Origin of the sequence: Brevibacterium jeotgali (assembly GCF_900169175.1) — a bacterium.
Classification (GTDB): domain Bacteria; phylum Actinomycetota; class Actinomycetes; order Actinomycetales; family Brevibacteriaceae; genus Brevibacterium; species Brevibacterium jeotgali.
The window spans coordinates 1-6,661 of the sequence record NZ_FXZM01000027.1; the positions used below are offsets into that span (position 1 = coordinate 1).

Consider the following 6,661-nt stretch of genomic DNA (forward strand, 5'->3'; position numbering starts at 1 on the left):
GTGCCGCCGGTGGAGTTCGAGCGGGGCATGGTCGCGGCGGTTGAGACGGTCGGGGGCGAGCAGGAAACGTCACTCACGCACGCCGCGTGAGGTGGCTCACGTGTCTACAGCTTGCGGGTAACCCCACACCGACCCACGTCTCGACGTCCTCGTCCCGCGCGTCGATCGACATGTCCTCTTCTGTCCGCTTGCTCATCGCTGACCCTTCTCCTTCGTGTTCGCCCGCTCTGCCTCGATCACGCCCAACGCCACACTCAGCAGCGCTCGCGTCGTCGACAGGTACTGGCGGCTCGTGTCGTACGTCCACCCGGTCTTCTTCATCACGTGCTCGACTGGTACGTCATTGATTCGTCCCGGCCACGACACGACCGCCTCACCCATCTGCCGAGTCCACGACCCGGCGACTCCCGGCTCCGGCAAGCAATCGACGACATCGCACAACCGCACCCCGTCCGTCAACGTGCGCCCCTTCTCCAGCGCCCGGTGGATGACCTGCGCGTACAGCTCCAGCGATCGCTTGTGCTCTCGCACCCGCGCCTCCGAGATGCCCAACACCCGCGCGGCCGCCTTCACATCGCAGTCGAACAGCATGTGAGTGTGCAGCCCGTGCACGAACGCCGTAGGATCCATCACCCGTGCCGCGGTGAACATGATCGGTCGCAGCCATTCCTCGATCTCCAGCCGTTCAGCGACCGTCTCGGCCACATCAGCCACGTGGTCACTGCGGTCACCCTCGGCCCGTGCCAACTGCTCCTCGACTGACAGCCCGTCACCGTCACGCTCCGCCAGTAGGTCTCCGTTGCGCCTCGACTCCGCTTCGATCCGATCCGCGCTCCGGTACTGAGCGATGCGGTTCACCCAGCTCTGCAGCGCCCCCAAATTCGGGTCAAACCGCTCACGAGACTTCCACGCCGACAAAGCGACCTCACCGGCGACGTCATCAGCCCACCGAGCCAGCCCCACACCGCGCAGCTTCGGAATGATCACTCGCACGCGAGCCTGGTTGACAGCCACCATCAGTTTTTCCCCGGTGAACGGCGGCTCGTCACCGGCCACTCTCATCCTCTGGTCTTCTGCCTCTTGCATCGCCAGCTCTCCCTAACGCGTCCGCCCGCTCAGGCGGTCGCACTCTCGTCGTCGAGAACTTCGACCCCGGCGGCGCGCAGCACTCGCTCCTGCACCACACCGTCGAGTTGTTCGAACACGCTTCGCGTGATTACCGCGGGGAAGGGTTCGTCCCAGATCCCCCGGCAGGCCGGGCAGTTCACCTTCAGCAGTCCCTGCTCCGCGTGCTCCGGAATCGGGCACGGAGGTGACTTCTTCCGCCGCACTCCACCTGCCGCCCCCTCGACAGTGGCCGGGGGCGCCCCGAACTGGACCAGCAGCTCCGCGCGGGTGCCTGCTGGATCGTTGGCGATCGCAGTGCGCACGAAGCTCGCCGGACGCCCGACCTGGCGTCGTGACCTCGCGAGAATCGAGTCGACCAGCCACACCAGCTCGTTGCGACCGCAGTCGAGGCCGGTGGCTTCGACCACCTGCGCGCCCAGTACGTCGAGGCCAACCCCGCGCCACGTGTCCGGCTCTGTCCGTTCCTCGGCGGAGGCAGCCGTCCCGAACCCGTGGGCGGGTGCATTCGGCTGCGATGAACTCTGTTCGTCGTCTTCGTTGTCGGCGGCTCCTGCCGCCGCCTCGCCAGCGGATGAAGATGACGATTCACTATGACGGTTAAGACGCGCGCGCACGTCCTCCCTATCCGCGCGCGTGGGAAGTGCCACTGTGTCCCCTCCGAGGGGACATGGTGTCCCCTGGGGACCCGAGGGGACACTGTGTCCCCTCCTGGGATCATGCGGATCGTTGGGGTCAGGTGACATGGTGTCCCCTCCTGCGATCTCAAGGGAGGACATGGTGTCCCCTCCTGAGAATCCAGGCCCAGAAATCTGCTCTCCGACCGCCTCAACGGCGTCGTTCACGGTCCTCGTGATCGGTTCCGCGACCACTTCCGGGTGGAACACGTACCCGTTGCCGGCGATGAAACCCGATGCCCGCTTACGTCGCTCCGTGCTGATCACGCGCAGTTCGAGCAGGCGGCTGATCGCACGCTTCACGGTCCGCTCCGAGAGGCCGGATTCCCGCGCCAGCGTCTTCTGAAAGGGGAAGGCGTACCAGCGGCCTGTGTCCTCGTCCCAGGACGAGTTGTCGGCCAGCAGGAGGAGCACGAATCGTTCCGAGCTCGACAGGTTCATCGGCTCGAACACCTGCCGTCTCGCCCACGTCAACATGTCAGTCGCCACGACCGGTCCTCCTCTCGTCCCTCTCGCTACGAGGACGCTGGTCCTCGAAGCCCCTGCTGCCCTGTTCCGGCTCCTGGCCCCCTGCTAGGGGCCGGAGCTCGTCAAACAGGTCGAGCTGTCCGTCAATCATCACGACCCCCTATGCCCTGTCCCGACCGCACCGTCGTCGGCCGGGGCTTCGGTGAACACGTCCGGGCGTTCCTCACGCAGCTTCGCCAGCCTCCGCCTGCCGGTCTTGTCGCTGAACCCGAACTCACGCGCCAGATCCGCCCCACTCGTGTCCTCCCCGCCCGCGGTGCGCTGGGCGACGAACGCAGCCAGGTCGTCGAGGTCCTCCCCCGACGTGCCCGACGATCGCCCACCGCTCGGCTCGCTGGAGGGCCTGGCACCATGTGTCTCCTGCGCAGCCACCAGGTGCAGAGGACGAGATACGGTGGGCAGTTCGAGCTGCCCCTCAGCCGCAAGGACCGCAGCTCGTTCGACCTGCGCGTCGCGTTGTGCCCGCAGCACCGCCAGCTTGGTCTCGTGCTCCTCGCGCGCGATCGCCGCGGCCTGCGCCGCTTGCTCCCGCTGAGCCTCCATCTCGAGGCGGTTGCGTTCCCGATCGGCCTGCTCGGCATGCCACTCCGCTTCCGCCTGCAGCTCCCGCCGACGCGAGATCGGATCCTCCACCGCCACACGGGAGAGCTGCTCGGTCGCGGTGAACACCGCCACCGGCACCATGCCCGCGATGACCGCACCGACGATCGGCTGCCACGACTCTCCCGACGTGTCGCCGTACGCGAGGGCGTGGGCGGTGTTCGCCACGATCGACAGGCCCGTGAACACCCCGAGCATCAACCAGGACGGCCAGGTCCGCTCCCCGCGGGCCTTATGGATCAGCACCGACCCGGCGTACACGAGGATGCCGGTGTCGATGAACGCCGGGACCGACCAGTGCATCCACTCCGGCAGCCCCAACCATGCGGCGACTTCCATGAGCGCGACGAAGCTGATCGCGAACGCGACCAGTCCGGCGAAGGCCACCCCGGCTGTGATCGTGCGGATGAACCGCGGATCGTCCGGATTGATCCGAGAGGACTTCGTCGCGCGGAGTGACGACGGCGCGCCGTCTCCGGTACCTTGGCCCGTACCGCGATCGGTGATCGAAATACCTCTTGCATCGCCCGTTCCGGTAGTGGTGGCGTCGTTCCTCCCCGAGATCGGGGCCACCGCGTTTCCTCGGCCTTCATCGGCCTGCGGGAGCGACACATGCTCGCTCGTCCCGTTCGTCTGCTCGTTACTCAGCCAGCGGGTCGTTCCTGCGGTCACTCTCCGTCACCTCGCCTTTTTCTCGCGCGTGGTCATCTGTTGGGGCCGACGGCCGGACCCTCGGGCATTGCAGGCGCGCCGATCGCGGCGATCCGCGCCGCACGCTCCGTGTCCGAGATCGAGTCCCAGTCATGACGGAACACCTCGTCGCGCATCCGCTGTCGGCTCACTCGGGCGACTCGCGTCGGTGCTTCCGGCTGCGCGCCGGCCACCTCATCCCGCTCAGTCCTGGATCCCTTGGGCTTGTTGTTCGTGCTCATGCTCGTGCCCTCCTCGTTATGCCGTGAGTGACAGTTCTGAGGTTCGTGACCGTCTTCTCGACCGACCCGATGGTGTCCGGGTTGTCCATCGCGGCGGTCACCTGACCGGCCTCGTGTCCGGCCATGACCGCCAACAAGTCGGACAGGACCGCCATCGTGTCCGCGACCTCGACCGCGAGGTCGTCCAGCCGGTCAGTGTCCAGTCCGGTCGCGTCGACGTGACCGGACGAAAGCGCCAGCTCCAGCGTCTTGGCGCGTTTCTTCGCTCCCGGTAACGGTGCAGATCCGCTCGCATGGAGCTCTGTGATGAGTCGGTTGATCTGGTCCCTGTTCAGCCCCTGGCGTCCGGTCATGTCCACCGTGACCGGCGCTATGCCCAGGTCTCCGGCAAGACGGTCACCACCTTCCAGATGACCATTGGAAGAGACCTGGTCCTCGATGATCTCCGCGTCCACGATCTCCGGCTGTGGATGTGAAGGCACCACTGGCTGATCCGCGAGCGGCCGCTCTGGCATCTTCGCTGGCCGCTCGCGGCCGTCAAGTCCGATGACGCGGTCAACTGCGTCATTTGACGCAGTTGACCGATCCAGCCGCCGGCGCACTGTCGCCTCACTGAAGTCCGTTGCCGCTGCGATGCCCCGCGTGCTCATGCCCGCAGCACGAAGCTCGGAGATCACTTGCTCCTCGAGCTCCTTCGGAGGACGCAACGTCACGTCAACGAACTCGGCGTCGAGGTAGTCCTGCCAGGAGTTGTAGCCCAGGGCTGTCCAGATCCGACCACGCCATGCCGCATCGATCTTCGACCGGATTGCTCCGTAGTCGCCTTTGAGCTCTTCGGTCAGTTCACGGGCCTCGGCCTCGGTGAACGAGCTTGCCAGTTCGGTGCTCATCGCACGACCTCTTCCGACGCCACGTTAGAAGGGAATGGCTCAGCTTCAGCTCCGTCTAGAAGAGTCGCCAGTTCGATCTCCCAAGCCTGAGAAAGACGGAGCAACTCGCCCAGCTTCCAGTCGACTTCGCCGTGCAGCCGTCTGGAGACGTTCTTCTGAGATGTATCCAGGAGGCGTGCGACATCGGCTTGGCGCAGCTCGCGGCGTCCCATCTCCGCCATGATGTTTGCGCGAACGCGCTTCTTATACCCCATGGGTCCCACCGTAGGCGCTGAGAGCCTACCGCACAAGCATTTACCGGATATTTTCGACTATTCCTAGGCGCTGACAGGGTACGCCAGGCATGAAGGAGTGTACGGTAGGCATATGACAGCAACAGTTGCAGTACAGCATGAGAATGAGCGCATCGGCGCGGAAGTTCGCGCGTGGATGGCGCGTCGCGAGCTACGTCAAATAGACGTCGCGGAAGTATTGGGCGTGGCGCAGAAGAACGTGTCGCGGCGCCTCAGGGGGGACATCCCGTTCAGGATTGACGAGCTGCTCACGCTCGCACGTTTCATGGGCATCACGCTCGCGCAGCTGCTCGGCGAAGAGATCGTGAATGAGAAGAACCCCCACCCGATGGGTGAGGGTTCTTCCTTCTCTGTGGCGGGGGAGGGATTTGAACCCTCGACCTCCGGGTTATGAGCCCGGCGAGCTACCGAACTGCTCCACCCCGCGTTGCAATGACTACTCTACGTGAACCCCGGGTGACCACCAAATCGACAGCGGGTGATGCGTGACACATGTGCGCTGGTCCCGGGACCGCGATGATGATTCACGGTCCCGGGACCAGATTCCGTCGGCTCCTCAGCCGCGGGATCGTCCGAGCGAGGGCATCAGCTCTCGCCGGCCGTCCCCGCGTCGTCCGCAGCCGGCGCATCTTCTGCCGGCGCCGACTCCGTCGGCGCCCCGTCCGTGGCCGCGTCCGAGGCGGCGGCGTCTCCGCCCTCCGCGTCGATCGCGTCCTCGAGCGCTGCACGCAGACGCTCCTGCGCCTCGCCGTAGGCACCGAAGTCGCCCTCGCTCAGCGCCTCGTCCGCTTCCTCCATCGCGGTGCGCGCCCTCTCGAGTGCCTCGTCGACTCCCGCAGGCTGCTCGTCGCCTCCCTCAGACGGACCGCCGGCCTCGCCGGACTCAGCCTCACCGGCGGCTTCAGAGTCGCCGGCCTCCGCACCGGAGTCACCGCCGAACACCTGGTCGAGCGCCTCATCGAGCGTCGGCGCGAAGCCGATCTGCTCGCCGAACGCCACGAGCACACGCTGCAGCACGGGGTACGAGGTCTCCCCCGCCGACCGGACATACACCGGCTGGACGTAGAGCAGGCCGTCCGCCACCGGCAGCGTCAGCAGGTTGCCGTTCTCCACACGGGACTCGCCCTGGCGGAGCAGGTTGAGGCTCGTCTGGATCTCTGGCTCGGTATTGAAGTTGTTCTGCGCCTGGCCGGGGCCGGGGAACGTCGTGTTCCTCGGCAGCTGGAGCAGTCGCAGCTTGCCGTACTCCTCGCTCACCTCACCGTCGACGTCACCCGCATCCGCATTCGCGGCGAGGAAGCCGGTGAGGTTGTTGCGAGTCTGCCCCTGAATGGGACGGGGGATGAAGGACGACGTCAGTGAGAACGCCGGCTGCTCCTGGCCCGGCATCTGCAGGGTCAGGAAGTACGGCGGCTGGACGAGCCCCTGCTCCTGGTCCGTCGTCGGGTCGACGGGGAGCGTCCAGAAGTCCTGTCCGGAGTAGTACTCGCTCGCATTCGACACGTGGTACTGCGTGAGCAGCGAGCGCTGGACCTTGAAGAGGTCCTCCGGGTAGCGGATGTGGCTCATGAGGTCGCTGGAGATCTCGTATGCCGTCTTCTGCTTGAAAAAAAAAA

General features: G+C 65.9%; 9 protein-coding genes and 1 tRNA gene. 1 reads left to right on the top strand and 9 read right to left on the bottom strand.

The window, feature by feature from the left end; genetic code table 11:
• Positions 1 to 73 precede the first annotated feature (73 nt).
• The 7 genes from BJEO58_RS15290 to BJEO58_RS14460 all read right to left on the bottom strand — a co-directional run bounded on the left by BJEO58_RS15290 (position 74) and on the right by BJEO58_RS14460 (position 5,006).
• Complete coding sequence (locus BJEO58_RS15290; RefSeq protein ID WP_257904220.1) at positions 74 to 196, bottom strand: hypothetical protein; 123 nt, start codon at positions 194 to 196, stop codon at positions 74 to 76.
• Positions 193 to 1,017 carry an RNA polymerase sigma factor gene (locus tag BJEO58_RS14435; protein WP_180951990.1) on the bottom strand — a complete coding sequence of 275 codons (825 nt, stop codon included), beginning with the start codon at positions 1,015 to 1,017 and terminating at the stop codon, positions 193 to 195. The genes BJEO58_RS15290 and BJEO58_RS14435 overlap by 4 nt, the downstream gene beginning before the upstream one ends.
• Positions 1,018 to 1,115: 98 nt before the next feature.
• Positions 1,116 to 2,291 carry a helix-turn-helix domain-containing protein gene (locus BJEO58_RS14440; protein WP_101590159.1) on the bottom strand — a complete coding sequence of 392 codons (1,176 nt, stop codon included), beginning with the start codon at positions 2,289 to 2,291 and terminating at the stop codon, positions 1,116 to 1,118.
• Positions 2,292 to 2,420: 129 nt separating this feature from the next.
• Complete coding sequence (locus BJEO58_RS14445) at positions 2,421 to 3,602, bottom strand: DUF2637 domain-containing protein (protein ID WP_246076027.1); 1,182 nt, start codon at positions 3,600 to 3,602, stop codon at positions 2,421 to 2,423.
• A 32-nt stretch (positions 3,603 to 3,634) separates the two neighbouring features.
• A complete protein-coding gene (locus tag BJEO58_RS14450) occupies positions 3,635 to 3,862 on the bottom strand; it encodes a hypothetical protein (RefSeq protein ID WP_101590160.1) in 228 nt (75 codons plus the stop codon).
• Positions 3,859 to 4,752, bottom strand: coding sequence for a hypothetical protein (locus BJEO58_RS14455; protein WP_101590161.1), 894 nt, complete (start codon positions 4,750 to 4,752; stop codon positions 3,859 to 3,861). The genes BJEO58_RS14450 and BJEO58_RS14455 overlap by 4 nt, the downstream gene beginning before the upstream one ends.
• Positions 4,749 to 5,006, bottom strand: a complete 258-nt coding sequence (locus BJEO58_RS14460; protein ID WP_101590162.1) for a helix-turn-helix domain-containing protein — start codon at positions 5,004 to 5,006, stop codon at positions 4,749 to 4,751. The genes BJEO58_RS14455 and BJEO58_RS14460 overlap by 4 nt, the downstream gene beginning before the upstream one ends.
• A 175-nt stretch (positions 5,007 to 5,181) precedes the next feature.
• Here BJEO58_RS14460 and BJEO58_RS15410 point away from each other — a divergent pair, with 175 nt between their 5' ends.
• On the top strand, positions 5,182 to 5,439 hold the full coding sequence (locus tag BJEO58_RS15410; protein WP_373270419.1) for a helix-turn-helix domain-containing protein: 258 nt from the start codon (positions 5,182 to 5,184) through the stop codon (positions 5,437 to 5,439).
• Here BJEO58_RS15410 and BJEO58_RS14470 read toward each other — a convergent pair.
• Together BJEO58_RS14470 and BJEO58_RS15450 are read right to left on the bottom strand one after the other, a co-directional pair.
• Positions 5,399 to 5,472, bottom strand: a tRNA-Met gene (locus BJEO58_RS14470). The genes BJEO58_RS15410 and BJEO58_RS14470 overlap by 41 nt on opposite strands.
• Positions 5,473 to 5,630: 158 nt before the next feature.
• The coding region (locus BJEO58_RS15450) for a UPF0182 family protein (protein ID WP_180951991.1) at positions 5,631 to 6,661 on the bottom strand (1,031 nt) is incomplete at its 5' end.

Bases quoted from the DNA above. Each gene is read 5' to 3' on its own strand.
- BJEO58_RS14450 (WP_101590160.1), bottom strand. From the start codon at position 3,862: ATGAGCACGAACAACAAGCCCAAGGGATCCAGGACTGAGCGGGATGAG.
- BJEO58_RS14435 (WP_180951990.1), bottom strand. From the start codon at position 1,017: ATGGTGGCTGTCAACCAGGCTCGCGTGCGAGTGATCATTCCGAAGCTG.
- BJEO58_RS15410 (WP_373270419.1), top strand. From the start codon at position 5,182: ATGGCGCGTCGCGAGCTACGTCAAATAGACGTCGCGGAAGTATTGGGC.
- BJEO58_RS15290 (WP_257904220.1), bottom strand. From the start codon at position 196: ATGAGCAAGCGGACAGAAGAGGACATGTCGATCGACGCGCGGGACGAG.
- BJEO58_RS14460 (WP_101590162.1), bottom strand. From the start codon at position 5,006: ATGGGGTATAAGAAGCGCGTTCGCGCAAACATCATGGCGGAGATGGGA.
- BJEO58_RS14455 (WP_101590161.1), bottom strand. From the start codon at position 4,752: ATGAGCACCGAACTGGCAAGCTCGTTCACCGAGGCCGAGGCCCGTGAA.